The sequence below is a fragment of the Kitasatospora sp. NPDC114501 genome, assembly GCF_055633695.1.
On the sequence record NZ_JBVKDS010000002.1, the window covers coordinates 171,130 to 197,636 of the forward strand.

Below are 26,507 nucleotides of genomic sequence, written 5' to 3' on the forward strand. Positions count from 1 at the left end.
CGCGGGCGGTAGGACAAAAACCTTCGCCCGATCTGATGTTGTGATGTTGAGGGCGTGTGAACGCACCCCTCGATGATGAATACTCGGTCTTCTCGACATCCGGACGGTCGCGGGTTGGAGGGGTCGGTCCGTTGAACAGCACTCCGGCGCGGAGCGCGTCGCCGAGCAGCAGCGGTCATGCCGCCGTACCCGGGCAGGCCGGTTCCGTGCACCTGCCCGTGGCGGACGGCGCGGTCACCGGCCGCGGCCACCGCCCCGTCCCCGAGGACCGGGCGTGGGGCGGCGGCGAGCCGGGCTCGATCTACGACTACATCCGGGTCGCCACCTTCGCGATCGGCCCCGACGGGCGGATCAGCCAGTGGAGCGAGCGCGCCGCCGAGTTCTTCGGCGTCCCGGCCGCCGAGGCCGTCGGCTCCGACCCGATCACCACCTTCGTCCCCCGCGAGCTCTGGCAGCGCGGCCGCGCCCGGCTGGAGCGCACCCTGGCGGGCGAGGAGTGGGTCGGCACCACCCCGTACCGGGACGCCGACGGCGGCGAGGGCCTCGCCGAGCTCTACCTGATGCCCGACAGCTCCCTGCCCACCGCGGGCGCCACCTGTCTGGCCGTCGACCTCGGGCGGCTGCGCCGGATCGAGACCGACCTCGCCGCCTCCGAGGCCGTCTTCGGGCAGACGCCCACCGGCTTCGTGCTGTTCGACGACCGGCTGCGGCTGCAACGGGTCAACGACGCCTTCGCCTCCGGCATGGGCCTGGTCCCCACCGATCTGGAGGGCCTCACCCCGCACGACCTCTTCGCGCCGTCCGAGGCCGACCGGCTCACCGCCGCCCTGCGCAAGGTCCTGGCCACCGGCGAGCCCGTCTTCGACCTGCGCTTCCACGGCGCCGTCCCGACCCGCGAGGGCAACCGGCTCTGGGCCGTCTCGCTGTACCGCCTGAACGGCTCCGCCGGGCAGACCACGGGCGTGGCCGGGCAGGTCTCCGACGTCACCAGCCGGCACGTCGCCGAGCGCGAGGCCGACGGCGTGCGCCGCAACCTGGCGCTGCTCAACGAGGCCAGCGCCCACATCGGCTCCACGCTGGACCTGGAGACCACCGCCAAGGAACTGCTGGACGTCGTCGTCCCGCCGTTCTGCGACCTCGCCACCGTCGACCTCTACACCGCGCTGCTCTCCGGCGAGACGGTGCCCAGCGCCGGGCGGCTCGGCGACACCGTGCTCACCGACGGCAGCGGCGAACTGCGCCGGGTCGCCGTCTCCAGCGTGGTCGGCGGCGCCTCCTCGGTGCTCGGCTCGGTCACCGGCCTGCCGATCGCCGAGGCCGGCGGCACCCTCTGCTACCCGCGCCGCTCCCCGCACGCCCGGGCGCTGCGCACCGGCCGCAGCGTCGTCCCCGAGCCCGGGCCCGACCCGCTGCTGCGCTCCACCCTGATCGTCCCGCTGGTCGCCCGCGACCAGGTGCTCGGCCTCGTCCAGCTCTCCCGGGCGATCGGCAGCGAGCCCTTCGACGCCCGTGACGTGGCGATCGCCGAGGAACTCGTCGCCCGCGCCGCCGTCTGCATCGACAACGCCCGGCTCTACCGGCGCGAGCACGAGCGGGCGCTGATCCTCCAGCGCAGCCTGCTGCCCCCGGGCAACCCGGCCGCCAGCGGCCTGGAGATCGCCTGCCGCTACCTGCCCAGCAACAACAACACCGAGGTCGGCGGCGACTGGTTCGACGTCATCCCGCTGCCCGGCAACCGCACCGCGCTGGTCATCGGCGACGTGATGGGGCGCGGCCTGCGCGCCGCCGTCGCGATGGGCCAGCTGCGCACCGCCGTGCGCACCCTGGCGATGCTCGACCTCGACCCCGCCGAGGTGCTCGGCGCCCTGGACGAGATCGCCCGCGGCCTCGGCGACGACTCGGTGCCGGCCGGCCCGCCCACCCAGTACGGGCGGCTCACCTCGACGGCCGACGAGGAGGCCCGCGAGGTCTACCTGGCCACCTGCGTCTACGCGGTCTACGACGCCGTCACCCGGCGCTGCATCTTCGCCAACGCCGGCCACCTGCCGCCCGTGCTGCTCAGCCCCGGCGAGGGCTCCCGGATGCTCGACGTGCCGCCCGGCCTGCCGCTCGGCGTCGGCGGCGAGCCCTTCGAGGAGGTCGAGATCGACCTCCCGGACGGCGCCGTGCTCGCCCTCTACACCGACGGTCTGGTGGAGAGCCGCAAGCACCCGCTGGACGAGGGCCTGCGGGCCTTCCGCTCGGCGCTCTCCGACCAGGGCAAGGGGCTGGAGGACCTCTGCGACCACGTGCTCGGCGAGCTCAACCCGCACCACGGCGAGGACGACATCGCCCTGCTGATGGCCAAGGTGCACGCCTTCCCGGACGACGCCGTGGGCAACTGGTTCCTGCCGCCCGAGCCCACCTCGGTGGCCAAGGCCCGCGAGCTGGCGTGCAGCTGGCTGCTCTCCCGGGGGCTCGAGGAACTGGTCGACACCACCGAGCTGCTGGTCAGCGAGCTGGTCACCAACGCGCTCAAGCACGGGCGGGGCGAGATCCGGCTGCGGTTGCTGCGCGAGCGCAGCCTGGTCTGCGAGGTGTGGGACGACGGCTACGCGCAGCCCCGGCAGCGGCGCGCCCAGGAGACCGACGAGGGCGGGCGCGGCCTGCAGCTGGTCAGCCTGCTGGCGGAGCGCTGGGGCAGCCGGCGCACCCCCAAGGGCAAGATCGTCTGGTTCGAGCTGGGGCTGTAGCCGATCGCGGTGGTGGGCCGGTCGGGTGCAGTCGCCCGGCGGCCCGCCGTGTCGGCCCCGGCCCGGCGCCCGGGGCGGCGTTCGATGGCCGCCATGCGCGTCCGCCAGCTCACCACCGCAGCCGCCGCGCTGCTGCTCGCCGCCGGCCTCGGCGGCTGCTCCGGCGACCCGGGGCCCGCCCGCACCCCCGCCCCCGCGCCCGTCCCGGCCGAGCCCACCGCCACCACCGGGGACGTCCGGGGCGCCGACCGGGGCACCGTCCAGGACGGCGGCACGCTGCGCTGGGCGGTGGACGGCGTCCCGGCCACGCTGAACGCCTACCAGGTCACGGCGACCGCCGACTCGGCCCTGCTCGCCCACGCGCTGTACCCCTCGCTGTTCCGGCCCGACGAGCACGGCCGGCTCGTCCCCGACCCGGACTACCTGGCGGGCGCCGAGTCCACCCCGCCCGGGCAGCTGCCGCAGGTGGTGACCTACCGGCTCAACCCGCGCGCCGTCTGGAGCGACGGCACCCCGATCTCGGCCGCCGACCTCGACGCCCAGCGGACCGCGCTGTCCGGCCTGGACCCGGCCTACCGGGGCAGGAGGACGGCCGGGTACGACGCCGTCGAGTCGGTCGTCCAGGGCGCCGACCCGCACGAGGTGCGGGTGACCTTCCGGCGGCCGTACGCCGAGTGGCGCTCGCTGTTCGGGCCGCTCTACCCGGCCGCCGAGACGGCCACCCCGGCCGCCTTCGAACGGCCGCTGACCGGCGGCCGGACGACCGCCGGGCCGTACACCGTCTCCCGGTACGACGCCGAGGGCGGGGCGGTCACCCTGGCGCGCAGCCCGCTCTGGTGGGGCGACCGGCCGAAGGCCGACCGGATCGACTTCCTCGCCGTGCCGCCCGACCGGCGGCTGGACGCGCTGGACCAGGGCCGGCTGGACGTCGCCCCGCTCACCGCGGCGGTGGACCGCGCGGTGCCGGCCGCCTCCCCCGCCCCCGCTTCGGCTGCCGCCTCCGCCTCCGGATCCGCCGCGCCGCCTCCCGCGGCCGCGCCCGAGGCGGCGGCACTGGCGCTGCGGCGGGCCGAGTCGCTGCCCGGCGTCACCGTGCACCGGGCCGCCGCGGCCTCGCTCACCCAGCTCACCCTCAACACCGCGCGCGGCCCGCTGACCGACCCGCTGGTGCGCCGCGCCCTCACCCGGGCCGTCGACCGGCGGCGGGTCGCCGACGCCGCGCTCACCCCGCTCGGCCTGCCCGCCGCGCCGCTGGGCAACCACCTGCTCGCGGGCGACCAGGAGGGCTACCGGGACAACAGCGGCGCCGCCGGCCAGGAGGACCCGGGACGGCTGCTGGACGGCGCGGGCTGGATGCGGCCCGTCGGCGGGGGCGCCCGGACCAGGGACGGCAAGCCGCTCGCCCTCTCGCTGCTCGTCCCGGCCGGTTCGGCGACCGCCCGGCGCACCGCCGACGCGCTCACCGCCGGCCTCGCGGAGGCCGGGATCGCGGTGCGGCAGGTGCCCGCGCCCGCCGAGTCCTTCGTCGGGGAGCACCTGACGGCCGGGGACTACGACCTGGCGCTCCTCTCCTGGCCGGTCGGCCCCAGCCCGGCGGGCGAACAGCGTCCCGCCTACGCCAAGCCCCGGCCGGACCCCGACGGGGTGCCCGACCCGGGCGGCAACTTCGGCCGCGGCGGCACCGAGGAGATCGACCGGCTGTTCGACCGGGCCGCCGCCGAACCGGACCCGGCGGCCCGGCTGGACCTGCTCCAGGAGGCGGACGTACGGATCTGGCAGCTCGGGCACTCGGTGCCGCTCTACCAGCGGCCGGAGCTGGTCGGGGTCCGCACCGGGGTGGTCGGCGCGGGTGCGTACGGCTTCGGGTGGCCGCGCTTCCAGGACGTGGGCTGGAGCGGCTAGCCGCCCTGTCCCGAGAGGCGGCGTTCGACGCCGGGACGGCAGGTCCGGGGCAACGGGGCACGGAGCCGTCGGATCACGAACGGAAGGGTGCCGGGGCCCGGCCGTGAGGTGAAGGGCGCGTGATCCGCCTGTGATCTTGATCCCGCCCGACCTGCTCGTTTCTGCCCACCTCCGTGCTTCCCCGTACGATAGGAGGAAGCCGAGGCATGGCCATGTGCCCGGCGGGTGGACCGGTAGTAGCAGGCGGAACGGGCGGCGGCGATCCAGAGGGATCGCAAGTGCGCGTCACGCAGCCGGGCGCCGCAACCCACGATTCCGGGAGAATCCGCTAGGCATGCCCACGCGCAACGACATCCGTAACGTCGCCATCGTCGCCCACGTCGACCACGGCAAGACCACGCTGGTCGACGCCATGCTGAAGCAGGCCGGCGCCTTCGCCGCCCACCAGCAGCTCGACGACCGGATGATGGACTCCAACGACCTGGAGCGCGAGAAGGGCATCACCATTCTCGCGAAGAACACCGCGGTCAAGTACCACCCCAAGGATGGTGGCGCTCCGATCACCATCAACATCATCGACACCCCGGGCCACGCCGACTTCGGTGGCGAGGTCGAGCGCGGTCTGTCGATGGTGGACGCCGTCGTCCTGCTGGTCGACGCCTCCGAAGGCCCGCTGCCGCAGACCCGCTTCGTGCTCCGCAAGGCGCTCTCGGCCCGTCTGCCCGTCATCCTCTGCATCAACAAGACCGACCGTCCGGACTCCCGGATCGACGAGGTCATCAACGAGACCTACGACCTGTTCCTGGACCTGGACGCGGACGAGGACCAGATCGAGTTCCCGATCGTCTACGCCTGCGCCCGTGACGGCGTCGCCTCGCTGACCAAGCCGGAGAACGGCACCGTCCCGGCCGACAGCACCAACCTGGAGCCGTTCTTCTCCACCCTGCTGGAGCACGTCCCGGCCCCTAGCTACGACGAGGAGGCCCCGCTCCAGGCCCACGTCACCAACCTGGACGCCGACAACTTCCTCGGCCGCATCGCGCTGCTCCGCGTCGAGCAGGGCGAGCTGCGCAAGGGCCAGACCGTGGCCTGGATCAAGCGCGACGGCAGCATCTCGAACGTCCGCATCTCCGAGCTGCTGATGACCGAGGCGCTCACCCGCAAGCCGGCCGAGGTGGCCGGCCCGGGTGACATCTGCGCCGTCGCCGGCATCTCCGACATCATGATCGGCGAGACCCTGGCCGACCCGGAGAACCCGATCGCGCTGCCGCTGATCACGGTGGACGAGCCGGCCATCTCGATGACCATCGGCACCAACACCTCGCCGCTGGTCGGCCGTGGCGGCAGCGGCAAGGGCGCGGACGCCAAGTCCGGCGCCAAGGTGGACCGCAAGGTCACCGCCCGCCAGGTGAAGGACCGCCTGGACCGCGAGCTGATCGGTAACGTCTCGCTGCGCGTGCTGGACACCGAGCGCCCGGACGCCTGGGAGGTGCAGGGCCGCGGTGAGCTGGCGCTGGCCATCCTCATCGAGACCATGCGCCGCGAGGGCTTCGAGCTGACCGTCGGCAAGCCGCAGGTGGTCACCAAGGAGGTCAACGGCAAGACCCACGAGCCGGTCGAGCGCCTCACCGTGGACGTGCCCGAGGAGCACATGGGTGCCGTCACCCAGCTCATGGGCATCCGCAAGGGCCGGATGGACAACATGTCCAACCACGGCTCGGGCTGGGTCCGGATGGAGTTCGTCGTCCCGTCCCGCGGCCTGATCGGCTTCCGGACCGAGTTCCTCACCAACACCCGCGGCACCGGCATCGCGCACTCGATCCACGAGGGCCACGAGCCGTGGTTCGGCACCCTGACCACCCGCAACAACGGCTCGCTGGTCGCCGACCGCGCCGGCGTGGTCACCGCCTTCGCGATGACCAACCTCCAGGAGCGCGGCGTGCTCTTCTGCGAGCCGGGCACCGAGGTGTACGAGGGCATGATCGTCGGTGAGAACTCGCGCTCCGACGACATGGACGTGAACATCACCAAGGAGAAGAAGCTCACCAACATGCGGTCCTCGACCGCCGACGTGGCCGAGTCGATCGTCCCGCCGCGCAAGCTCTCGCTGGAGCAGTCGCTCGAGTTCTGCCGCGAGGACGAGTGCATCGAGGTGACCCCGGAGACGGTTCGCATCCGTAAGGTCGTCCTTGACCAGAAGGACCGCGGACGCACTGCCTCGCGCGCCAAGAAGGCGTGATCCGGACGCACTGAACGGCCATTGGCCGGAATGATTCGCCCCCCTTTCCCATGGAGAGGGGGGCGAACTTTTTCAACTACTCCAAGTTGTCGGGGCCGCTATTAACGGAATAGCGCTCATCACACCCGAGTGTCCGCTGAGCGGACGTGACAGTTCGTCATCCGTGACGACTGTCCGTTTGGTGCCTGTCTGGCTATGTCTCAAATGTCCGGTTTTCGAAACTTACCGACTGTTCATGTGACCTAATTGAGATCGTCACTGGTCACTTTCGTGTCCGTGCGTGACGGATAGTGGGTGCAGTCAGGCTCGGGTCAAGGGTGAACGCGCAGGGGTGCGCGCCGAAACCACGAGCGCGGACGGCACAGCGGGCCCGGTGAACAACCGTTCCGCGATGCCCTCCTCGTTGCAACGTCGAATTCAGGAGGCACACCGATGCGCGGTGCGAGCCAGGCCAAGTGGGTTGTCGCAGCTGTTGCTGTCGCCCTCGCTGCGACTGCGTGCAGCAGCGGCAGCGACTCCTCCGGGGGTAGCTCCGAGGGCGGTGCGGTCGACCCCGGTGCCAGCTTCAGCTACCAGAGCGCGGAGCCGCAGCGCCCGCTCCAGCCGGCGAACGCCATGGAGAACCAGGGCGGCCGTATCGTCAAGCAGCTCTTCAAGGGCCTCGTCGACTACGACCCCGCGACCGGTGCCCTGCGCAACCAGGTGGCCGACAAGATCGAGACCACCGATGCCAAGAACTACACCGTCACGCTGAAGTCCGGCTGGACCTTCCACGACGGCACCCCGGTCACCGCCAAGTCCTTCGTGAGCTCCTGGAACTGGTCGGCCAACCCGAAGAACAACCAGATCAACTCGGACTGGTTCTCGGACATCGTCGGCTACGACGCCGTCCACCCGGACAAGGACAAGGGCGAGCCCACCGCCACCGAGATGTCCGGTCTGAAGGTCGTCGACGACACCCACTTCACCATCGAACTGACCAGCCCGGTCTCGTACTTCACGTACAAGCTCGGCTACTCGGCCTTCTTCCCGCTCCCCGAGGGCTTCTTCGCCGACCCGGCCGGCTACGGCCAGAAGCCGGTCGGCAACGGCCCCTACAAGTTCGTCTCGTGGGAGCACAACAAGGCGATCACGCTGGCCGCGTACGACAAGTACACGGGCATCGACAAGCCGAAGAACGGCGGCGTCGTCTTCCGCAACTACACCGCCGGCGAGGCCGCGTACAAGGACCTGATGTCCGACACGCTGGACGTGCTGGACCAGGTCGACCCGACCGACCTGCCGAAGTACAAGGACGACCTGGGCAAGCGCGCGGTCGACCAGCCGCAGGGCGCCATCCAGAACATCGGCTTCGCGCTGTACCAGGGCGGCTGGGACACCCCGGGCAAGGAGAAGGTCCGTCAGGGCCTCTCGATGGCGATCGACCGCGAGACGATCACCAAGACCGTGCTGAACGGCAACCGCCTGCCCGCCGACTCGTTCGTGGCGCCCGGCGTCATGGGCTACAAGGCCGGCACCTGCGGCGACGCCTGCAAGTTCAACCCGGAGAAGGCCAAGCAGCTGATCACCGAGGGCGGCGGCGTCCCCGGCGGCAAGATCGGCATCGTCTACAACTCCGACGGCGGCCACAAGGAGTGGGTGGACGCGGTCTGCAACTCGATCCGCCAGAGCACCGGCGTCGAGTGCCTCGGTGACCCGAAGCCGGACTTCAAGACCTCGCGTGACCTGATCACCAACAAGCAGGTCCCGAGCATGATGCGCACCGGCTGGGTCCAGGACTACCCGCTGAACGCCAACTTCCTGCGCGACGTCTACGGCACCGGTGCCGCGGCCAACGACGGTGGCTACTCCAGCCCCGAGTTCGACAAGCTGTCGAAGGAGGCGGACTCCGCCACCACGGTCGAGAAGACCGCCGAGCTCTACCAGCAGGCCGAGGCCGTTCTGGCCAAGGACATGCCGGCCATCCCGCTCTGGTACTACAAGACCAGCTCCGGCTACTCCAAGAACGTCCAGAACGTGAAGTTCAACTCCTTCGGCGACCCGGTCTACACCGACGTCGAGGTCAAGAAGAAGAAGTAATCGGTCGGCACCGCCTGACCCGGTGACAACGGCCGGTGCCCGTCCATCCCCACAAGGGCGAGGACTGGCACCGGCCGTTGGCACGCCGACTTATCTCTTGCCGAGTTGACGGGCTCGGCAGAGTCATACATGGAGGCACGATGGGGCGCTTTGTCGCGAGGCGACTGCTCCAGATGATCCCGGTGTTCCTCGGAACGACCGCACTCATCTTTTTCATGGTGCACTTGCTGCCTGGTGACCCGGTGGCAGCACTGTGGGGCGACAAGGCACCGGACCCGGTGCAGCTCGCCGCGCTGAAGCACCAGCAGGGCTTCGACAAGCCGCTGATCCAGCAGTACTTCGACTACATGGGCAAGCTGTTCACCGGTGACTTCGGCACCGGCCTGGACCAGCGTCCGGTCATCGACAAGATCACCGAGGCGCTGCCGGTCACGGTCCGGCTGGCGCTGTTCGCGTTCGCCATCGAGATCGTGCTGGGCATCGGCATCGGCCTGTACGCCGGTCTGCGCCGCGGCAAGGTGTTCGACAAGGGCGCCCTGGTCCTCACCCTGCTGCTGATCTCGATCCCGGTCCCGGTGCTGGGCTTCATCTTCCAGACGGTCTTCGGGCAGAACCTGAAGTGGGTCACCCCGACCGTCCAGGACAGCAACGACATCACCCAGCTGGTGCTGCCGGCCGTGGTGCTCGGCTCGCTCTCGCTGGCCTACGTCGCGCGCCTCACCCGTACTTCCATAGCCGAGAACATCAAGGCCGACTACGTCCGCACCGCGGTGGCCAAGGGTCTGCCCCGGCGCAAGGTGATCGGCACCCACCTGCTCCGCAACTCGATGATCCCGGTGGTCACCTTCCTCGGTACCGACCTCGGCGCCCTGATGGGCGGCGCGATCGTGACCGAAGGCATCTTCAACGTCCAGGGCGTGGGCCACGCGCTCTACCAAGCGATCAACATGAAGGAGGGCGCGACGGTCTCCGGCTTCGTGGCCTTCCTGGTGATCGTCTACCTGGCCGCCGGCCTGATCGTCGACCTGCTTTACGCGGTCCTGGACCCGAGGATCCGTTATGCCTGACCTGACCGAGAAGAAGACCGCCGGGGACATCCCGGCCCAGCGCGCGGCGGAGACCCCGGCGCCGAAGCAGGAGAAGGCCCGCAGCCTCGGCTCGGACGCCTGGCACGACCTGCGCCGCAAGCCGATCTTCGTGATCTCCGCGCTGCTGATCCTGCTGCTGATCGTCATCGCCATCGCCCCCGGCCTGTTCACCTCGGTGGACCCGCGGGCCGGCGACCTGCGCAACCACTACCTGACGAAGCCGAACTACAGCCACCTCTTCCAGGCGGACTGGTTCGGTTACGACCTCCAGGGCCGCAGCATCTACGCCCGCGTCGTCTACGGCGCCCGCGCCTCGGTCGTGGTCGGCATCTGCGTCACCCTGGGCGTGACCATCCTCGGCGGCCTCGCCGGCATGGTGGCCGGCTACTTCGGCGGCTGGGTCGACACGATCATCTCCCGCATCACCGACATCTTCTTCGGCATCCCGCTGCTGCTCGGTTCGCTGGTGGTCCTGAACGCCTTCACCTCGCGCACCGTCTGGAGCGTGGTCTTCGCGCTGGTCGCCCTGGGCTGGACCCAGATGACCCGTGTCATGCGCGGCTCGGTGATCACGGTCAAGCAGGCCGACTTCGTGACGGCCGCCAAGGCGCTCGGCGCCGGCACCGGCCGGATCATGTTCAAGCACATCCTGCCGAACGCGATCGCCCCGGTGATCGTCGTCGCCACCATCGCGCTCGGCGGCTACATCGCCACCGAGGCGACGCTGAGCTTCCTCGGCATCGGTCTGCAGGACCCGACCATCTCCTGGGGCATCGACATCAACTCGGCCCAGAAGGTGATCCGTACGGCTCCGTTCGCCCTGTTCTTCCCCGCCGGAATGCTGAGCCTCACCGTTCTTGCGTTCATCATGCTCGGCGACGCGGTGCGCGACGCCCTCGACCCGAAGCTCCGCTGAGAGAAGAGGTGACGACCCGATGACCACCGTGATCGAGAACAACCAGAAGAACGAGCGGCTCGAAGTGGGCACGCCTCTCCTGGAGGTGAAGGACCTCCACGTGGAGTTCCACACCCGGGACGGCGTCGCCAAGGCCGTGAACGGCGTCAACTACTCCGTCGCGGCCGGCGAGACCCTCGCCGTGCTCGGCGAGTCCGGCTCCGGCAAGTCCGTGACGGCGCAGACCATCATGGGCATCCTGGACATGCCCCCGGGCAAGGTGACCCAGGGCGAGATCCTGTACCGCGGCCAGGACATGCTCAAGATGAGCAACGAGGAGCGGCGGAAGATCCGCGGTCGGAAGATCGCGATGATCTTCCAGGACGCGCTCTCCGCGCTGAACCCGGTGCTCAGCGTCGGCTACCAGCTCGGCGAGATGTTCCGCGTGCACCAGGGCGCCTCCCGGAAGGAGGCGAAGGAGAAGGCCATCGAGCTGATGGAGCGGGTGCGCATCCCGGCCGCCCGCCAGCGGGTGAACGACTTCCCGCACCAGTTCTCCGGCGGCATGCGCCAGCGCATCATGATTGCGATGGCGCTCTCCCTGGAGCCCGACCTGATCATCGCGGACGAGCCCACCACCGCCCTGGACGTCACCGTCCAGGCCCAGGTGATGGACCTGCTGGCCGAGCTCCAGGGCGAGTACAACATGGGCCTGATCCTGATCACCCACGACCTCGGCGTGGTCGCCGACGTCGCGGACAAGATCGCCGTGATGTACGCGGGCCGGATCGTGGAGACCGCCCCGGTGCACGACCTGTACGCGAACCCCGCGCACCCGTACACCAAGGGCCTGCTCCGCTCCATCCCGCGCCTGGACCAGAAGGGCCAGGAGCTCTACGCGATCAAGGGCCTGCCCCCGAACCTGCTCAAGGTCCCCACGGGCTGCGCGTTCAACCCCCGCTGCGACGTCGCCACCGACCTGTGCCGCACCGAGACCCCGGCGCTGCACCACGTGACGGACAAGGACGGCAAGGAGCTCACCGGCCGCCGCAGCGCGTGCCACCTCTGGAAGGAGACCCTCCATGGCTGAGAACATCCTGGAGGTCAAGGACCTGGTCAAGCACTACCCGCTGACCCAGGGCATCCTCTTGAAGAAGCACGTCGGCGCGGTCAAGGCGGTCGACGGCATCTCCTTCGAGCTGAAGAAGGGCGAGACGCTCGGGATCGTCGGCGAGTCCGGCTGTGGCAAGTCCACGCTGGCCAAGGTGCTGATGAACCTGGAGCGGGCCACCTCCGGCCAGGTGCTCTTCAAGGGCGAGGACATCTCCACGCTGCAGGGGGCGGCCCTCAAGGCCGTCCGCCGCAACATCCAGATGGTGTTCCAGGACCCGTACACCTCGCTCAACCCGCGCATGACGGTCGGCGACATCATCGGCGAGCCGTTCGAGATCCACCCCGAGGTGGCGCCCAAGGGCGACCGCCGCAAGGCCGTCCAGGACCTGCTGGACGTCGTGGGTCTGAACCCGGAGTACATCAACCGGTACCCGCACCAGTTCTCCGGCGGTCAGCGCCAGCGCATCGGCATCGCCCGCGGTCTCGCGCTCAAGCCCGAGATCATCATCTGCGACGAGCCGGTCTCCGCGCTGGACGTGTCCGTCCAGGCGCAGGTGATCAACCTGCTGGAGCAGCTGCAGGGCGAGTTCGGCCTCTCCTACATGTTCATCGCGCACGACCTCTCCATCGTCCGGCACATCTCCGACCGCGTCGGCGTGATGTACCTGGGCAAGATGGTCGAGATCGGCTCGGACGAGGAGATCTACGAGAACGCCACCCACCCGTACACCCAGGCGCTGCTCTCCGCGGTGCCGGTGCCGGACCCGGCGGCGCGCGAGTCCCGCGAGCGGATCATCCTGACCGGGGACATCCCCTCGCCGGCCAACCCGCCGTCCGGCTGCCGCTTCCGCACCCGCTGCTGGAAGGCGGAGGACCGGTGCTCCGAGGAGGTCCCGCTGCTCGCGGTCCCCTCGGTGCTGAAGGGCGCGGCCGCGCACGAGTCGGCCTGCCACTTCCCCGAGGTCCGGGAGCAGGCCGCGGCCTGATCCCCGCTGTTCCCAGGAAGGGCCCGTGGCGTTCGCGCCGCGGGCCCTTCCGGCGTTCGGCGGGTCCGGCGCGCGGGTCCGGCGCCGCGTCAACTCCGCAGCGGGTCACGGCACCCGTCCGGGTGCTCCTGACTCGCGCCGTCGCCGGGGCGCGCTTCTCATGGGGTGTGATGCGACACACACCCTGAGGAGGGACCTCCATGCCCGTAGCCGCCCGTGCTCGTTGGGTCCTCGCCGTTGCGACGTCCGTGGTCCTGGTGGCCACCGGGTGCAGCAGCAACGACAGCGGAGGAGGCAGCGGTTCGTCGGACGCCAGCAAGACCTTCAGCTACCAGAGCAACGAGCCGCAGAACCCGTTGCAGCCCGCCAACGCGAACGAGACCGGCGGCGGTCGCATCATCCAGAACCTCTTCAAGGGCCTGGTCGACTACGACCCGAGCAACGCCAAGATCCGGATGCAGGTCGCCGACAAGATCGAGACCAGCGACTCGCTGACCTTCAACATCACGCTGAAGGACGGCTGGAAGTTCCACGACGGCACCCCGGTGCACGCCCGGAACTTCGTCGACGCCTGGAACTGGGGCGCCAACCCCGCCAACAACCAGATCAACAGCTCCTGGTTCTCCGACATCGAGGGCTACCAGGACGTCCACCCGACCTCCGGCCAGCCGACCACGGACAAGATGTCCGGCCTGACCGTCACGGACGACCTGCACTTCACCGTCAAGCTGAACCACCCGGTCTCGTACTTCGAGTACAAGCTCGGCTACATCGCCTTCTCGCCGCTGCCGGACGGCTTCTTCAAGGACCCGGCCGGGTACGGGCAGAAGCCGGTGGGCAACGGCCCGTACCAGTTCGTCAGCTGGTCGCACAACAGCAACCTGGTGACCAAGGCCTTCCCGGACTACCAGGGCGTGAACAAGCCGAAGAACGGCGGCATCGTCTTCAAGATGTACACCACGTCGGAGGCCGCCTACGCGGACCTCCAGTCCAACAACCTGGACGTGATGGACCAGGTGCCGCCGTCCGCCCTGGCCACCTACAAGAACGACCTCGGTGACCGCGCGGTGGACGCCCCGCAGGGCGCCATCCAGAACATCGGCTTCACGCTCTACCAGGCCGACTGGGCCTCGCCGGACAAGGCCAAGGTGCGCCAGGGCCTGTCGATGGCGATCGACCGCGACACCATCACCAAGACGGTGCTCCAGGGCTCCCGCAAGCCCGCCACCGCCTGGGTGGCCGAGGGCGTCGAGGGCTACAAGGACGGCGCCTGCGGCGACTTCTGCAAGTTCGACCCGGCCAAGGCCAAGCAGCTGATCCAGGAGGGCGGTGGAGCCCCCGGCAACAAGCTGCTGATCACCTACAACGCGGACGGCGGCCACAAGGAGTGGGTCGACGCGGTCTGCAACTCGATCCGGCAGAGCACCGGGGTCGACTGCCTGGGCGACCCGAAGCCCGACTTCAAGACCGCGCGGGCCGCGATCACCGGGCACACGCTCAACGGCGCCTTCCGCACCGGCTGGGTGCAGGACTACCCGCTGAACGCCAACTTCCTGGCCGACGTGTACCGCACCGGTGCCGCGTCCAACGACTTCGGCTACAGCAACCCGCAGTTCGACGAGGCGGCGACCAAGGCCGACGAGGCCGCCGGCGTCGCCGAGACGGTGGCCGGCTACCAGCAGGCCGAGGCGGTGCTGCCGAGCGGGATGCCCGCCATCCCGCTCTGGTACTACCGCACCACCTCGGGCTACTCGACCAAGGTGAAGAACGTGAAGTTCGACTCCTTCGGAAACCCGGCCTGGACCGAGGTCGAGGTCAAGGGCTGAGCCTCCGGGCCCCCGCTCCGGCCCCGCCCTCCCCGCACGGAGGGCGGGGCGCGGTCTCTCGGCCGACCGGACCGGTCGGCCGGACGCCCAGTCGGAACCTAGGAAGGAGGCTCGGATGGGCAGTTACGTGCTGCGGCGGGTGCTGCAGATGATCCCGGTGTTCTTCGGCACCACGCTGTTGATCTTCCTGATGGTCTACACGCTGCCCGGCGACCCGGTCTCGGCGCTGTTCGGCGAGAAGGCCGCCGACCCGGCCGTGGTCGCCAGCATCAAGCACACGTACTACCTGGACCAGCCGCTCTGGAAGCAGTACCTGCACTACATGGGGAACCTCTTCCAGGGGGACTTCGGCACCAGCTTCACCGGCCGGCCGGTCGCCGACATCATGGCGGACGCCTTCCCGGTCACCATCCGGCTCGCCCTGCTGGCCTTCGTCTTCGAGATGATCGCGGGCCTCGTCCTCGGCCTCCTCTCCGGCCTGTGGCGCGGCAGCGTGGTGGACACCCTGGTGCTCGTGCTGACCCTGGTGGTGATCTCGATCCCGGTCTTCGTGCTGGCCTACATCGCGCAGACGGTGATCGCCACCAACCTGGGCTGGGTCACCCCGACGGTGCAGGACAGCTACGACCTGTCCCAGCTGGTGCTGCCGGCGATCGTGCTGGGCTCGCTCTCGCTCGCGTACGTCGCCCGGCTCGCCCGGACGTCGATCGGCGAGAACCTGCGGGCCGACTACATGCGCACCGCGGTCGCCAAGGGCCTGCCCCGGCGCACCATCATCTCCCGCCACCTGCTGCGCAACTCGCTGATCCCGGTGGTCACCTTCCTCGGCACCGACCTCGGCGCGCTGATGGGCGGGGCGATCGTCACCGAGGGGATCTTCAACGTGCAGGGCATCGGCAACGTCCTGTACCGGGCGATCAACCAGAAGGAGGGCCCCACCGTGGTCGGCATCGTGACCGTCCTGGTGATCGTCTACCTGGTCGCCAGCCTGCTCGTCGACCTGCTCTACGCGGTCCTGGACCCGAGGATCCGCTATGCCTGACATCCACGACGAGGACTCGTACGAGCCGCACCCCAAGCCCGGGGTCTCGCGCCTCGACTACGCGGGCGAACAGGGCATGGCGGTCGAGCAGGAGACGTTAGTCGAACCCGACGTGGTGAAGCGGGAGGAGGCCCGCAGCCTGTGGGGCGACGCCTGGCGGGACCTGCGCGGGCGGCCGATCTTCCTGATCTCGGCGGTGCTGATCCTGCTGCTGGTGGTGATGGCGGTCTTCCCCTGGGCGTTCACCGACGCCGACCCGCGCAAGGCCGACCTGGTGAACAACTACCTCAGGCGGCCGGACTGGGGCGACGTCTTCGGGGCCGGCTGGTTCGGCTACGACGCGCAGGGCCGGTCCATCTTCGCCCGGGTGGTGTACGGGGCCCGGGCCTCGATCACCGTCGGCATCTTCGTCACCGCCGCCGTCACCGTGCTCGGCGGGCTGACCGGGATGGTGGCCGGCTACTTCGGCGGCTGGGTCGACGCGGTGCTCTCCCGGATCACCGACATCTTCTTCGGCATCCCGCTGCTGCTCGGCGCGCTGGTGCTGCTGAACGCCTTCGCCACCCGCACGGTGTGGAGCGTGGTCATCGCGCTGGGCGTGCTCGGCTGGACCCAGATCGCCCGCGTGATGCGCGGGGCGGTGCTGACCGTCAAGCAGTCCGACTACGTGGTGGCCGGCCGGGCGCTCGGCGCCGGGACGGGCCGGCTGATGTTCCGGCACATCCTGCCGAACGCGATCGCCCCGGTGATCGTGGTGGCGACGATCGCGCTCGGCGGCTACATCGCCACCGAGGCGACGCTGAGCTTCCTCGGCATCGGTCTGCAGGACCCGACCATCTCCTGGGGCATCGACATCTCCTCCGCCCAGAAGGTGATCCGGACCGCGCCGTACGTGCTGTTCTTCCCGGCCGTGGCGCTGTCGATCACCGTGCTGGCCTTCATCATGCTGGGCGACGCGGTGCGCGACGCCCTCGATCCGAAGCTTCGCTGAGCGAGGGGAGCGCATCGTGAGTACAGCGGTGAACAGCACCGGGCGCGGGCAGGAGGCGCCGTACCAGGGGCCGCTGCTCGACGTCCGGGACCTGCACGTCGAGTTCGTCACCCGGGACGGTGTCGCCAGGGCCGTGAACGGCGTCAACTACTCCGTCGCGGCCGGGGAGACGCTGGCGGTACTGGGGGAGTCCGGCTCCGGCAAGTCGGTGACGGCGCAGGCGGTCATGGGCATCCTGGACATGCCGCCGGCCAGGATCCCGCGCGGCGAGATCCTCTACCGGGGCCAGGACATGCTCAGGATGGGCAAGGAGGAGCGGCGGCGGATCCGCGGCCGGAAGATCGCGATGATCTTCCAGGACGCGCTGTCCGCGCTGAACCCGGTGCTCAGCGTGGGCTACCAGCTGGGCGAGATGTTCCGGGCGCACCGCGGGGTCTCCCGCAAGGAGGCCGGGGAGAAGGCCGTCGAGCTGATGGAGCGGGTGCGCATCCCGGCGGCCAAGCAGCGGGTGAACGACTATCCGCACCAGTTCTCCGGCGGGATGCGCCAGCGCATCATGATCGCGATGGCGCTGGCCCTGGAGCCGGACCTGATCATCGCGGACGAGCCGACCACGGCCCTGGACGTGACCGTGCAGGCCCAGGTGATGGACCTGCTGGCCGAGCTCCAGGCCGAGTACAACATGGGGCTGATCCTGATCACCCACGACCTGGGTGTCGTGGCGGACGTCGCCGACAAGATCGCGGTGATGTACGCGGGCCGGATCGTCGAGACGGCGCCGGTGCACGAGCTGTACGCCCGGCCCGCGCACCCGTACACCCGGGGGCTGCTGGACTCGATCCCCCGGCTGGACCAGAAGGGCCAGGAGCTCTACGCGATCAAGGGCCTGCCGCCCAACCTGCTGCGCATCCCCCCGGGCTGCGCCTTCAACCCCCGCTGCCCGCGCGCCCGGGACGTCTGCCGGGCCGAGGTGCCGGAGCTGTTCCCGGTCACCGAGGAGGACGGGACGCCGCTGGAGGGGCGCGGCAGCGCCTGCTTCTTCTGGAAGGAGACCCTCCATGACCGTTGACGGGGCCAGCGCACTGGGCGCGGCGATGCCGGAGGAGGTCGTCTTCGAACAGGAGGTGCCACGCGGCGAGCCGATCCTCGAAGTCCGGGACCTGGTCAAGCACTTCCCGCTGACCAAGGGCATCCTGCTCAGGCGGCAGGTCGGCGCGGTGAAGGCGGTCGACGGGATCACCTTCGACCTGATGCAGGGCGAGACGCTCGGGATCGTCGGCGAGTCCGGCTGCGGGAAGTCCACGCTGGCCAAGGTGCTGATGAACCTGGAGCCGGCCACCGCGGGATCGGTCCGCTACAAGGGGGAGGAGATCTCCCGGCTCTCCGGTGCGGGGCTGAAGGCCGTCCGGCGGAACATCCAGATGGTGTTCCAGGACCCGTACACCTCGCTCAACCCGCGGATGACGGTCGGCGACATCATCGGCGAACCGTTCGAGATCCACCCCGAGGTGGCGCCCAAGGGGGACCGCCGCAAGGCCGTCCAGGACCTGCTGGACGTGGTCGGGCTCAACCCCGAGTACATCAACCGCTATCCGCACCAGTTCTCCGGCGGGCAGCGCCAACGCATCGGCATCGCACGGGGGTTGGCGCTCAAGCCGGAGATCATCATCTGCGACGAGCCGGTCTCCGCGCTGGACGTCTCGGTACAGGCGCAGGTGATCAACCTGCTGGAGCAGCTGCAGGGCGACTTCGACCTGTCGTACATGTTCATCGCGCACGACCTCTCCATCGTCCGGCACATCTCGGACCGGGTCGGGGTGATGTACCTGGGGAAGATGGTCGAGATCGGCAGCGACGCGGAGATCTACGACCACGCGACGCACCCGTACACCCAGGCGCTGCTCTCCGCGGTGCCGGTGCCGGACCCGACCGCGCGGGAGGCGCGGGACCGGATCGTGCTCACCGGCGACGTGCCCTCGCCGGCCAACCCGCCGTCCGGCTGCCGCTTCCGCACCCGCTGCTGGAAGGCGCAGCAGCGGTGCGCGGTCGAGGAGCCGCTGTTGGCCGCGCCGTCCTGGCTGGACGGGGCGGCGCGGCACGACTCGGCGTGCCACTTCGCGGCGGAGCGCGGGACCGGGCGGGGGGCGGCGGAGCGGGGTGACGGGCCGGGTGACGGCTGAGGGTCCCACGACCAGGGCGCGTCCTCGCAGGTGGGGGCGCGCCCTGTCCCGTGACGGAAAAGAGATCTGCCGCAGGCTCGCCAAGTGCGGTCCGCTCCTTGATAGTTGCTCTGCGCCCAGTGGTGGACGCCGTGGTGCTGAGGAGGGCTGCTCTGATGGACGCGGTGGAGGTGATCGGCGGTGGCCGGGGGAGCGTGGAGCCCGGGACGCCGCTGCTGGAGGTCGATGACCTGCACGTGGAGTTCCACACCCGGGACGGTGTCGCCAGGGCGGTCAACGGGGTGAGCTACTCCGTCGCGGCCGGGGAGACGCTGGCGGTGCTGGGGGAGTCCGGCTCCGGCAAGTCGGTGACGGCGCAGGCGGTCATGGGCATCCTGGACATGCCGCCGGGACGGATCACCGCGGGGCGGATCCTGTTCCGCGGCGAGGACCTGCTGACCATGGGTGCCAACGCCCGGCGGTCCATCCGGGGCGGGCACATCGCGATGATCTTCCAGGACGCGCTGTCCGCGCTGAACCCGGTGCTCAGCGTGGGCTACCAGCTGGGCGAGATGTTCCGGGCGCACCGCGGGGTCTCCCGCAGGGAGGCGAGGGAGAAGGCCGTCGAGCTGATGGAGCGGGTGCGCATCCCGGCGGCCAGGCAGCGAGCCGGCGACTATCCGCACCAGTTCTCCGGCGGGATGCGTCAGCGCATCATGATCGCGATGGCGCTGGCCCTGGAGCCGGACCTGATCATCGCGGACGAGCCGACCACGGCCCTGGACGTGACCGTGCAGGCCCAGGTGATGGACCTGCTCGCGGACCTCCAGGCCGAGTACAACATGGGCCTGATCCTGATCACCCACGACCTCGGCGTGGTCGCCGACGTCGCCGACAAGATCGCGGTGATGTACGCGGGCCGGATCGTGGAGACGGCGCCGGTTCACGAGCTGTACGCCCGGCCCGCGCACCCGTACACCCGGGGGCTGCTGGACTCGATCCCCCGGCTGGACCAGAAGGGCCGGAACCTGCACGCCATCAAGGGCCTGCCGCCGAGCCTGCTGAGCCTCCCGGAGGGCTGCGCCTTCAACCCCCGCTGCGACCGCGCCCAGGACCGCTGCCGGACCGAACCGCCGTCGCTGACACCGGTGACCGGTGAGCACGGGACGGAGCTGGCGGGCCGCCGCAGCGCCTGCCACTACTGGCGCGAGACGCTGCACGGCTGAGGCCCGCCCCGCCCCGCCCCGGACGGCGGCTACTTCACGAAGCCGACGTTCTCCCAGACGATGTCGGACAGGCCCTGAGCGCCGATGTTGGCGAGGTCGGCCTTGGCCCCGAACAGCTGCGGGCGCTGGTAGAGCGGCAGGACGCCGGCCACCTTCCAGAGCTCGCCGTCGGCCTGGTTGATCGCCTCGGAGGCGGTGGCCGCGTCCGGCGCGGCGGCGGCCCGGTCGAGCGCGGCGTCCACCGCCGGGCTGCCCGCGCCGACGTGGTTGGTACCGCCGCTCTGGACGAAGTTGGCGCGGTTGCCGCTGGCCGGGAAGGGGGTGCCGAGCAGCGAGTAGGCGGCGATGTCGAATTCGTTGCGGTTGACGTACCGGTCGAAGAACTCGTTGGCGGGGGCGGTCACCGTGGTGACCTTGATGCCGACGTCCTTGAGCATCCTGGTGGTGTTGGCGGCCTCGGTCTGGGCCGGGGTGACGCCGGCCGGGACGACCATCCGCAGGTTGAGCTCGTGGCCGTCCTTCCTGCGCACGTCGCCCTCCAGCTTCCAGCCGGCCGAGTCCAGCTTGCGGGCGGCCTCGGCGGGGTCGTAGCGGGCCAGGCCGAGGGAGTTGTCCCGGTAGCCGCTCTGGTTGGTGACCAGCAGGTGGTTGTTGAGCGGGACGGCCGGCCAGTCCAGGCCGCTGAGGTCGGCGCGGATCACCACGTCGCGGTTGATCGCCTGGAAGACGGCCTGGCGCACGGTCGCGTCGCTGAGCGCGGGGGAGCGGGCGTTCAGGGTGAACTGGCGGAAGTCCGGCCCGCCGGCCCGGCGCACCACCGCGCCCCTGGTGTTCTTGACTGCCTGGTAACCGGCCACGTCCGGGCCGATGTTGACGAGGTCGAGCTGCCCCTTGGCGAAGGCGGCGGGCATCGCGTCGGGGAGCATCGCGTGGAAGACGATCCGGTCCAGCATCGGCTTGTCGCCCCACCAGGAGGGGTCGGCGACCAGGGTGACGGTCTGGGCGGCGCGGTCCAGCTGCTCGACCCTGAACGGGCCGGCGGTGACCGGGACGGCGTCGACGTAGGAGCTGTTGAACAGCTCCGGGGTGGAGATCCGGCCGGCGGGCAGCAGCGGGGCGTTGCCGGCGCTGTTGAACATCGACTGCCACTCGGAGAACGGGCGGTCGAAGGTCATCACGGCCTGGAAGTCGTCCTTGCCGCGCTCGACCGCGGAGACCAGCTCGAAGCCGGTGCTGCTGGAGGACTTGTAGGCCGGGTCCTTCCCGTTCAGGGCACGCCAGTTGGCCTCGATGTCGCGCCAGGTGATCGGGGTGCCGTCCGACCAGTGGGCCTTCGGGTTGAGGGTCCAGGTGACCACCTGCCGGCCGTCCCTGAGCTCGGCGTGCGCCTCCTGCAGGTAGGCCGGGTTGGGGGTCTGGGTGCCGGCCGCGTCCGAGCGGAAGAAGGTCGGCAGCAGCGGCTTGGTGACCGCGATGGTCGAGGACTCGCTGCCGTCGGTGTGGATCGGCGACCACTGGCGGGAGAACTGGGTGATCGCCAGGTTCAGGGTGCCGCCCTGGCGCAGCTGGGCCCGGTCGTGCGGGTTGGTGTCGACCGAGGTGAGCTTGGGCGTCGCGGGGGCGGACGGCAGGGCGTCGGCGCCGGAGCCGTCCTTCCCGGACGTGCAGGAGCAGAGCGCCAGCGAGAGCGTGAGGGCGGTGAGACCGGCGAGCAGGGCCGTCCCGTGGTGCTGGAGGCGGCGGCGCATCGGCGTGCTCCCCGGGGTGGATGTGACGGATGGTGTGGCGTCACATCTTGCTGACCGGGAGGGGGCGTTGTCGAGGGGCGGGCCCGGATGCGGGCCCGCCCCCCGGGAGCGCGGGTTCGTCAGACCGCGAACTTGAAGGTGCGGTCCTTGTCGCCGGTCTTGTCGAGGACCGAGCTGATGCCGTCCGCGACGTCCTGCGGGGTGATCGCGACGAGCTGGCCGTTCTTCTTGACCTTCACCTTGTCGAACACGTTGCCCAGCTGGGCGGAGAGCGCGTCGAGGTCCCACTTGGGCACGATCTTCCCGGAGGCGTCCGGGACGAGGGTGAGCACCTTGGCGGCGGTCTTCGGGCCGAAGTCCCAGGACTTGGTACCGGCCACGACGTGCACCTTGCCGGAGGCCACCTGCTTGCCGAGGCTGTCGGCGGCGGCCTGGAGGGCCTGGGTGGAGTTCTTCGGCTGGGCGGCCGTGACGGCGAGGGCGATCGGCTGCTCGGGCTTGCCGTCGGCGCGGTCGCGGTAGGCCTGCGCGATCACGTCCAGGGCGCCCGCCGAGTCCACCGCCTGGCCGGCCCGGCCGGGCACGACGATCGGCTCGCCGTTGACGTCGCCGAACTTGACGTAGCCCTCCTGGAGGCCCTGGCCGGAGCCGGCCGCGAGGGTGTCCAGGGCGGCCCTGAGCTTGGCCTTGTCGACCTTGACCTCCGGGGCGACGGCCTTGGTGCCGCCCTTGAGCGACTTGATGACGTCGACCGGGTTGTAGCTGTGCTGGGCCAGGCCGTCCACGGTGGCGGTGGTGTCGAAGCTCAGCCCGGCGACCGTCGGGTCGAGGTCCACGGTCTGGTCGCCGATCTTCAGCTTGATCGGCTGCTGGCCGGCCTTGCCGACCGACTCGTCCAGCTGGTGGATCGCCTGGTCGCGGCTGCTGCCGCCGATCTCGGTGCCGAGCACCACGGTGCCCTTGGGGACGTCGGACTGGTTGAGCATCAGGCCGGTGCCGTACGCGGCGGCGCCGAGGAAGAGCACCGCGACGGCGCCGTAGACGCCCAGCTTGACCAGCTTCTTGCCGGCTCCGCCGCGCTTGGCCTTGGCAGGGGCGGCGGGCTCGGCCTTCGCCTTGGCGGGGGCCGGAGCGGGGACGGATCCGTCGCCCTGGTCGCCCTCGGCGGTCCTGTCGTCCTCGGGCCGGAGGCCGGGGGCCGGGGCCGGCATCGGGGTGACGGCGGTGGCCTCCGGGTCGCCGGGCAGCTGCGCGCCGCCGGGCTGGGGGGTGCCGCCGGGCGCGCCCGGGAAGAGGGCGCCGGGGCCCGCCGGGGCGGCGGGGACGTCCTGGCCGGGGGGCGTCGGGCGCTGGGCGGCGAACGGGTCGGTGCCGGTCGGCGCCGAGGCGAACAGGCCCGGCTGCGGACGGCCGTCGGCGCCGTGCGGGGCACCGTTCCGGGGCAGGCCGGATATCGCGGCGGGCGGCGGGGCGTGGTCGCGGATCGGCGCGAAGCCGTCGACCGAGGTGTCCTCCGGGTTCGGCTCGGCGGCCGGCCCGGTCTGCGGGTGCGGAGCGGGCGCCGGGTGGCCGTTCGGCTGGAAGCCGTTCTGCGGGCCGGGCCGCTGCGGGCCGGCCGGGCGCTCGTCGCGCCGCTGCCCGTTGTGCTGCCGACGGTTCTGCTGCTGCCCGTTCTGCTGCCCGCGGTTGCGCTGCGGGAGGCCGGCGTCGGGTACGGAGGTGCCGAACGGGTCGGCGACCGGCGCGAAGGGGTCGGCGGCCTCGTACACGCCGGGCTCCTCCATCGGCGCCTCGGCGCGGAACGGCGCGGCGGGCGCGGCCGGGTTCGGCTGCTTGCCCTGGGCGGGCACCGGGCGGCCGTTCGGGGCGCCGTTGGCGCGGGCGGCCTGCGCGGCGGCCGGGCGGGCACCCCGCGGGCGCGGCTCGGCGGCGGTGCCGGGCGCGGCCGGGGCCTCCGTCAGGCTCGCGGCGCCGGCCGGCACGGTGGCCGGGGCGGGCTCGGCGGCCGGGGCCTTCTTCTGGCGCGGCCGGAACCAGGCGCCGGTGGACTCCGACTCGGAGGTGGCCGGCGGGATCGGCGGGATCTGCCACTCCGGCGGCAGGTTCGGCTGGGCGGCCTGCTGGCCGCCGTCGTCCATCACGCCGAGGACGGGCGAGGCCGGCGCGGAGCGGTGCCGCGGGCCACCCGGCTCGGCGGCGGCGGCCGGGGCGTCATCGCCCGGGCCGTCCTCGTTCTTGACGGTGCTGCGGACGACGACCGGCGGGATCGGGCGCGAGCCCGGGATGTTGATCCGGACCCGGGTGGTCAGGGTGGTCTCGGTCTTCGGACCGTCGTCCTCGCCGCCCGACGCGGCGCCCGGTCCGGCGTCGGCCCGGTCGCCGCCGGGGAGCCCCGGTGTGCCGTAGGGCGGGGTGCCCGACGGGTAGGCGTCCGGGCCCGTGCGCCGGGGCGTCGGGTGGGCGTTGTCAGATTCGCGGCTGCTCAATGCTGCTCTGCTCCGGGTTCGCGGGCGGGCCGTGCGGCGCGACCGCGGTTCGTGGTCGCCGGGCCTTGACGGGGGCGGGCGGCGGTCGGGTACGGCGTTCTGCGGGACCACCATACTGGGAAGAACTGAGCGGCGAACGGCTTCGGACAGATCCTGATACGTCCGGTTCCTCCGGTATGAGAGTAAGGCCGCAAGCTCCTGACTGCTCGTCGTACGCGGTACCGTACGCCGCGCACGACCCGGGTCAGCGGGTGGGGCCGGGCGCCCCCGGGAACCAGCTGGCGCGGGTGGGCAGGGTGGCGCAGATCACGCCCAGTACCGAGCCGGCGAACAGCCAGGCCAGCGAGGTGGCGTTGGACCACAGCACGTTGTCGCCCTCGGCCCGGGGCACGATCAGCAGCAGCATCGCCAGGAACCAGCCGGCCGCGGGCACGCCCGCGCCGAGCCGGGTGCCGGTGACCCGCAGACCCCCGTAGAAGGTGGCGGCGGTCGCGGCGAGCGCCAGCAGGACCCCCACCGGCGGCCACAGGGCCTGCACAAAGGATCCGCAGACCGACACCGCGACGCCCAGCAGGAAGAACAGGACATAGGCCGCGATCCGGGCGACGCGCGGGGGCTGGGCCTCGGCCAGCCGCTCCTCGCGGGTGCCGAGGACGACGGCGGGCAGCGGGCGGCGCGGCGACGGGGCGGCGGACCTGCTCATCGGGCGCCCTCCTCGGGCTGCGGGGCGTCGGACGCGAGGCCGGCGAACAGGTCGTCCTCCGGCTCGCCCGGCCCGGCCTGGCCGTGCACCAACTGGTAGTACTCGGTGGCGAACAGCGGCTGGGCGAGGTCGTTGGAGAGCGCGAAGAAGGCGCCGTCCACGGTGATCTGGGTGGCGTGGGCGGCCATCGCGGCGTGCTTGCGCCCCACGTACGCGGCGCCGTCGAGCACGGTGGTGACCACCTCGTCGTCGACCACGCCGGGGATGTCGGCGGGCCGCGCGACACCCGGGAAGGACGCCTTGGCCGCGGCCTCGGCCAGCCCGGCCTCGAGCACCGAGCGGGGCATCCGGTTCCAGTACACCTTGGCGATCCGCCAGGCCGGGCCCAGCTCCGGGCGGTACGCCGGATCGGCGGCCAGCTCGTACGCGCGCATCGCGACCCGGTGCGCCTGGATGTGGTCCGGGTGCCCGTAGCCGCCGTCCGGGTCGTACGTGACCAGCACCTGCGGGCGCACCTCGCGGACCACCGCGACCAGGTGGCCGGCCGCCTGCTCGACGTCCGCCCGCCAGAAGCAGCCGGGCACGTCGTTCTCGGGCACGCCCATCATCCCGGAGTCGCGGTAGCGCCCCGGGCCGCCGAGGAAGCGGAAGTCGGTCACGCCGAGGGCGCGCATCGCCTCGGTCAGCTCGCCGATCCGGTACGCGCCGAGGGTGTCGTCCCGATCGGCCGTCAGGTGGGCCAGCTCCGGGGGGATCACCTCGCCGCCCTCGCCGAGGGTGCAGGTCACCAGTGTGACCCGGGCGCCCTCGGCGACGTACCGGGCCATGGTGGCGCCGTTGCCGATCGACTCGTCGTCGGGGTGCGCGTGCACCAGGAGGAGGCGGCGTCCGGTAGTCGCGGTCATGGGGGAAGCCTAACGACCGCCACGAGGGTCAGAGCCGCAGGCCGTTGATCATTCCGGCGAGGTTGCTGGTGACCTGGCTGATCGACGGGGCGATCGAGCTGGAGGCCAGGTAGAAGCCGAGCAGCGCGCAGACGATGGCGTGCGCCAGCTTCAGGCCGGAGCGGCGGATCAGCACCACCACGATGACCAGCATCAGCACGGCGGCGGAGATGTTCATGGCCATGTCGGCTCACACCCCTTCTCGGGCACGCCGCCCCGGGGGAGGGCGGCGAGGGACGGTGCGGGACTGGGGGCTGCGGGCGACCGCGGTCCGGGACGGGGCCCGACGGTCACCCGCCGGTCAAGTCATACCCGATGGGTGAGGGTGCCATTACCTTCGGTGAGGCC

At 71.2% G+C, this 26,507-nt stretch carries 19 protein-coding genes; 14 read left to right on the forward strand and 5 right to left on the reverse strand.

Features of this window, described 5'->3' with window-relative positions; all coding sequences use genetic code 11:
- Window positions 1-131: 131 nt before the first annotated feature.
- The 14 genes from ACZ7RU_RS04325 to ACZ7RU_RS04390 all read left to right on the forward strand — a co-directional run bounded on the left by ACZ7RU_RS04325 (window position 132) and on the right by ACZ7RU_RS04390 (window position 20,278).
- A complete protein-coding gene (locus tag ACZ7RU_RS04325; protein ID WP_470339434.1) occupies window positions 132-2,732 on the forward strand; it encodes a SpoIIE family protein phosphatase in 2,601 nt (866 codons plus the stop codon).
- Between the two features lie 93 nt (window positions 2,733-2,825).
- The gene (locus tag ACZ7RU_RS04330) at window positions 2,826-4,634 is read left to right on the forward strand and encodes an ABC transporter family substrate-binding protein (protein ID WP_470339435.1); all 1,809 of its coding nucleotides are present in this window, start codon (window positions 2,826-2,828) and stop codon (window positions 4,632-4,634) included.
- Between the two features lie 334 nt (window positions 4,635-4,968).
- Window positions 4,969-6,873, forward strand: a complete 1,905-nt coding sequence (typA, locus tag ACZ7RU_RS04335) for a translational GTPase TypA (protein WP_470339436.1) — start codon at window positions 4,969-4,971, stop codon at window positions 6,871-6,873.
- Between the two features lie 432 nt (window positions 6,874-7,305).
- The gene (locus ACZ7RU_RS04340) at window positions 7,306-8,952 is read left to right on the forward strand and encodes a peptide ABC transporter substrate-binding protein (RefSeq protein WP_470339437.1); all 1,647 of its coding nucleotides are present in this window, start codon (window positions 7,306-7,308) and stop codon (window positions 8,950-8,952) included.
- 140 nt (window positions 8,953-9,092) lie between these two features.
- Window positions 9,093-10,019, forward strand: coding sequence for an ABC transporter permease (locus tag ACZ7RU_RS04345; RefSeq protein ID WP_387749811.1), 927 nt, complete (start codon window positions 9,093-9,095; stop codon window positions 10,017-10,019).
- A complete protein-coding gene (locus ACZ7RU_RS04350; RefSeq protein ID WP_470339438.1) occupies window positions 10,012-10,956 on the forward strand; it encodes an ABC transporter permease in 945 nt (314 codons plus the stop codon). Before ACZ7RU_RS04345 ends, ACZ7RU_RS04350 begins: the two co-directional genes overlap by 8 nt.
- Window positions 10,957-10,975: 19 nt before the next feature.
- Window positions 10,976-12,025: an ABC transporter ATP-binding protein gene (locus ACZ7RU_RS04355; RefSeq protein WP_470339439.1), complete on the forward strand. Its 1,050-nt coding sequence runs from the start codon at window positions 10,976-10,978 to the stop codon at window positions 12,023-12,025.
- On the forward strand, window positions 12,018-13,034 hold the full coding sequence (locus tag ACZ7RU_RS04360; RefSeq protein WP_470339440.1) for an ABC transporter ATP-binding protein: 1,017 nt from the start codon (window positions 12,018-12,020) through the stop codon (window positions 13,032-13,034). The genes ACZ7RU_RS04355 and ACZ7RU_RS04360 overlap by 8 nt, the downstream gene beginning before the upstream one ends.
- A 200-nt stretch (window positions 13,035-13,234) precedes the next feature.
- Window positions 13,235-14,860: a peptide ABC transporter substrate-binding protein gene (locus tag ACZ7RU_RS04365; RefSeq protein WP_470339441.1), complete on the forward strand. Its 1,626-nt coding sequence runs from the start codon at window positions 13,235-13,237 to the stop codon at window positions 14,858-14,860.
- A gap of 115 nt (window positions 14,861-14,975) precedes the next feature.
- Window positions 14,976-15,902: an ABC transporter permease gene (locus tag ACZ7RU_RS04370; protein ID WP_470339442.1), complete on the forward strand. Its 927-nt coding sequence runs from the start codon at window positions 14,976-14,978 to the stop codon at window positions 15,900-15,902.
- 76 nt (window positions 15,903-15,978) lie between these two features.
- Window positions 15,979-16,893 (forward strand): ABC transporter permease, encoded by a 915-nt coding sequence (locus ACZ7RU_RS04375; RefSeq protein ID WP_470339753.1) that lies wholly within the window; start codon window positions 15,979-15,981, stop codon window positions 16,891-16,893.
- 16 nt (window positions 16,894-16,909) lie between these two features.
- Complete coding sequence (locus tag ACZ7RU_RS04380; RefSeq protein ID WP_470339443.1) at window positions 16,910-17,962, forward strand: ABC transporter ATP-binding protein; 1,053 nt, start codon at window positions 16,910-16,912, stop codon at window positions 17,960-17,962.
- Between the two features lie 25 nt (window positions 17,963-17,987).
- Window positions 17,988-19,073: an ABC transporter ATP-binding protein gene (locus tag ACZ7RU_RS04385; protein ID WP_470339754.1), complete on the forward strand. Its 1,086-nt coding sequence runs from the start codon at window positions 17,988-17,990 to the stop codon at window positions 19,071-19,073.
- Between the two features lie 155 nt (window positions 19,074-19,228).
- The gene (locus ACZ7RU_RS04390; RefSeq protein WP_470339444.1) at window positions 19,229-20,278 is read left to right on the forward strand and encodes an ABC transporter ATP-binding protein; all 1,050 of its coding nucleotides are present in this window, start codon (window positions 19,229-19,231) and stop codon (window positions 20,276-20,278) included.
- A gap of 29 nt (window positions 20,279-20,307) precedes the next feature.
- Here the strand turns inward: ACZ7RU_RS04390 and ACZ7RU_RS04395 are convergent, their stop codons facing one another.
- The 5 genes from ACZ7RU_RS04395 to ACZ7RU_RS04415 form a co-directional block, all read right to left on the reverse strand.
- Entirely contained in the window at window positions 20,308-22,026 is a 1,719-nt protein-coding gene (locus ACZ7RU_RS04395) for an ABC transporter family substrate-binding protein (RefSeq protein WP_470339445.1), read from the reverse strand.
- A 119-nt stretch (window positions 22,027-22,145) separates the two neighbouring features.
- Window positions 22,146-24,512 (reverse strand): peptidoglycan binding domain-containing protein, encoded by a 2,367-nt coding sequence (locus tag ACZ7RU_RS04400; protein WP_470339446.1) that lies wholly within the window; start codon window positions 24,510-24,512, stop codon window positions 22,146-22,148.
- A 244-nt stretch (window positions 24,513-24,756) separates the two neighbouring features.
- The gene (locus tag ACZ7RU_RS04405; RefSeq protein WP_470339447.1) at window positions 24,757-25,215 is read right to left on the reverse strand and encodes a DUF6113 family protein; all 459 of its coding nucleotides are present in this window, start codon (window positions 25,213-25,215) and stop codon (window positions 24,757-24,759) included.
- On the reverse strand, window positions 25,212-26,120 hold the full coding sequence (gene mshB / locus ACZ7RU_RS04410; RefSeq protein WP_470339448.1) for an N-acetyl-1-D-myo-inositol-2-amino-2-deoxy-alpha-D-glucopyranoside deacetylase: 909 nt from the start codon (window positions 26,118-26,120) through the stop codon (window positions 25,212-25,214). The genes ACZ7RU_RS04405 and mshB overlap by 4 nt, the downstream gene beginning before the upstream one ends.
- A gap of 28 nt (window positions 26,121-26,148) precedes the next feature.
- On the reverse strand, window positions 26,149-26,343 hold the full coding sequence (locus ACZ7RU_RS04415; RefSeq protein WP_188296382.1) for a DUF2304 family protein: 195 nt from the start codon (window positions 26,341-26,343) through the stop codon (window positions 26,149-26,151).
- Window positions 26,344-26,507: the final 164 nt, after the last annotated feature.

Coding starts and splice junctions, on each gene's coding strand:
- mshB (WP_470339448.1), bottom strand. CDS start 26,120: ATGACCGCGACTACCGGACGCCGCCTCCTCCTGGTGCACGCGCACCCC.
- ACZ7RU_RS04390 (WP_470339444.1), top strand. CDS start 19,229: ATGGACGCGGTGGAGGTGATCGGCGGTGGCCGGGGGAGCGTGGAGCCC.
- ACZ7RU_RS04330 (WP_470339435.1), top strand. CDS start 2,826: ATGCGCGTCCGCCAGCTCACCACCGCAGCCGCCGCGCTGCTGCTCGCC.
- ACZ7RU_RS04365 (WP_470339441.1), top strand. CDS start 13,235: ATGCCCGTAGCCGCCCGTGCTCGTTGGGTCCTCGCCGTTGCGACGTCC.
- ACZ7RU_RS04370 (WP_470339442.1), top strand. CDS start 14,976: ATGGGCAGTTACGTGCTGCGGCGGGTGCTGCAGATGATCCCGGTGTTC.
- ACZ7RU_RS04405 (WP_470339447.1), bottom strand. CDS start 25,215: ATGAGCAGGTCCGCCGCCCCGTCGCCGCGCCGCCCGCTGCCCGCCGTC.
- ACZ7RU_RS04385 (WP_470339754.1), top strand. CDS start 17,988: ATGCCGGAGGAGGTCGTCTTCGAACAGGAGGTGCCACGCGGCGAGCCG.
- typA (WP_470339436.1), top strand. CDS start 4,969: ATGCCCACGCGCAACGACATCCGTAACGTCGCCATCGTCGCCCACGTC.
- ACZ7RU_RS04395 (WP_470339445.1), bottom strand. CDS start 22,026: ATGCGCCGCCGCCTCCAGCACCACGGGACGGCCCTGCTCGCCGGTCTC.
- ACZ7RU_RS04360 (WP_470339440.1), top strand. CDS start 12,018: ATGGCTGAGAACATCCTGGAGGTCAAGGACCTGGTCAAGCACTACCCG.
- ACZ7RU_RS04340 (WP_470339437.1), top strand. CDS start 7,306: ATGCGCGGTGCGAGCCAGGCCAAGTGGGTTGTCGCAGCTGTTGCTGTC.
- ACZ7RU_RS04345 (WP_387749811.1), top strand. CDS start 9,093: ATGGGGCGCTTTGTCGCGAGGCGACTGCTCCAGATGATCCCGGTGTTC.
- ACZ7RU_RS04375 (WP_470339753.1), top strand. CDS start 15,979: ATGGCGGTCGAGCAGGAGACGTTAGTCGAACCCGACGTGGTGAAGCGG.
- ACZ7RU_RS04350 (WP_470339438.1), top strand. CDS start 10,012: ATGCCTGACCTGACCGAGAAGAAGACCGCCGGGGACATCCCGGCCCAG.
- ACZ7RU_RS04415 (WP_188296382.1), bottom strand. CDS start 26,343: ATGGCCATGAACATCTCCGCCGCCGTGCTGATGCTGGTCATCGTGGTG.
- ACZ7RU_RS04355 (WP_470339439.1), top strand. CDS start 10,976: ATGACCACCGTGATCGAGAACAACCAGAAGAACGAGCGGCTCGAAGTG.